Origin of the sequence: Streptomyces sp. NRRL WC-3549 (assembly GCF_000721935.1) — a bacterium.
Lineage (GTDB): Bacteria > Actinomycetota > Actinomycetes > Streptomycetales > Streptomycetaceae > Streptomyces.
In genome coordinates this window covers 162,689-164,658 of record NZ_KL585394.1, presented here as the reverse complement: position 1 = coordinate 164,658, position 1,970 = coordinate 162,689, and the positions used below count along the sequence as shown (strand labels likewise).

Here is a 1,970-nt window from a genome sequence, read left to right as displayed (position 1 = left end):
CGCTGCCCAAGCCGTAGCGGGCCCCCGCCCGAGCTGTGGCGGGGGCGGACCGGCCGGGGCGCGCGCGCCCGCTCCCCGGCCGGCCGTCGGCGTCGCGGGTCAGGACCGGGCCGCCCGCCCCGCTCCCCGGACCGCGCGGCCCGCGAGGACCGAGGTGCGCCGGCCGTCCTCGATGACGAAGCGGCCGTCGATCAGCACGTGCGGGATGCCCACCGGCAGGGTGCGCGGCTCGGCGAAGGTGGAGCCGGCCGCCACCGTGTCCGGGTCGAAGAGGACCAGGTCGGCGCGGTAGCCCTCGCGGACGTACCCCCGGTCCGTCAGGCGCAGGCGGGCGGCGGGGCGGGAGGTGAGGTGGGCGACGCACTCCTCCAGGGAGAGGATGCCCAGCTCCCTGACGTACCGGCCGAGGTACTGGGGGAAGGTGCCGTAGGCGCGCGGGTGGGGTTTGTCGCCCTGGAGGATGCCGTCGCTGCCTCCGGTGTGCACCCGGTGGCGCATGATCTGCCGGACGTTCTCCTCGTGGCCGACGTGCTGGAGGATCGTCGTGCCGAGCCGGTCCTCGGTGAGCAGCCGGCGGGCCGTCACCCAGGGGGCCTCGCCGTGCAGCCGGGCCAGCTCGGCGACCGTACGTCCGACGTGTCCGGCCAGGTGGGAGGCGCCGACCCCGGAGATCTCGATGGTGTCCCACTCGATCGGGACGCCGTGGCAGCCGTCCGAGCCCACGACCTCCAGGTGGTGGCGGATGCGCTCGGCCGTGGTGTCGTCCGCGAGCCGGGCCAGGACGGACTCGGGGCCACCCTCCCCGGCCCAGCTCGGGAGCATCGCCACGAGGGTGGTGCAGCCGGGGGTGTACGGATAGGTGTCGAGCGAGATGTCGGCGCCCTCCGCGAGGGCGTCGTCCAGGAGGGCGAGGAGCTCGGGGGCCCTGCCCTTGTTCACGCCGAAGTTCATGGTGGCGTGGGCGAGATGGAGGGCGCAGCCCGCGTCGCGGGTGAGCCGGACCATCTCCTCGTACGCGGCGAGCGCCCCGGCGCCGTACGAGCGGTGGTGCGGGCAGTAGTAGCCGTCGTGGTGGGCCACCACCCGGCACAGCTCGGCCAGTTCGGAGTCCTTCGCGTACATCCCGGGGGTGTACGTCAGGCCCGAGGACATGCCGACCGCGCCCTCGGTCATCCCCTGGGCGACCAGGTCCTTCATCCGGACCAGCTCCGCCTCGGTGGCCGGCCGGTCCTCCCAGCCCACCGCGAGCATCCGGACGGTGCCCTGCGGGATGAGGTAGGCGGCGTTGACCGCGATGCCCTCGCCGCCGAAGTTGCGGTCGAGGCGGTCCAGATAGCCGCCGACGGTACGCCAGTCGAAGTCGATGTCGGATCCGTCGCCGTTCCACCCGGCGATGGCGCGGCGCACCTCGGCGAGGGTGCGGTCGTCGGCCGGGGCGTAGGACAGCCCGTCCTGGCCGAGGACCTCCAGGGTGACGCCCTGGGCGGCCTTCGCGCTGTGGTCCGGGTCGCGCAGCAGGGCCAGGTCGCTGTGGGCGTGCATGTCGGTGAAGCCGGGGGAGAGCGCCAGTCCGCCGGCGTCCAGCACCCGGGGGGCGGTGGGGCGCGGGCCGCCGTCGTCCTCCCGGCGGATCTCGGTGATCCGGCCGTCCGTGACGCCCACGTCGGCGCGGTAGGAGGGTGCTCCGGAACCGTCGACGACGCGGGCGTCGCGGATGACCAGGTCCATGGGGGTGCCGCCTTTCCAGAGCGGTAGCGGGGTCAGAAGAAGGTGCGGATGTAGTCGGTGACCGTGCCGTCCGCCTCCACCAGCGGGATCAGCTGCCACTTGTCGAAGGACGTGCAGGGGTGCGAGAGGCCCATGCCGACCCAGTCCCCGACCTCCAGCCCGGCCTCCGGGCCGGTCCGGATCCAGCCGTGCTGGTCCGAGAGGCCGGTGACGGTGACGCCGGTGGCGGGCCGCACCGAGCC

General features: G+C 74.4%; 1 protein-coding gene and 1 pseudogene. Both read right to left on the bottom strand.

The window, feature by feature from the left end:
• Positions 1-99 precede the first annotated feature (99 nt).
• Positions 100-1,728, bottom strand: a complete 1,629-nt coding sequence (locus IH13_RS0111445; RefSeq protein WP_031083495.1) for an N-acyl-D-amino-acid deacylase family protein — start codon at positions 1,726-1,728, stop codon at positions 100-102.
• Positions 1,729-1,760: 32 nt separating this feature from the next.
• Positions 1,761-1,970 (bottom strand): annotated as a pseudogene (locus IH13_RS0111440) (amino acid deaminase); the annotation flags it as partial.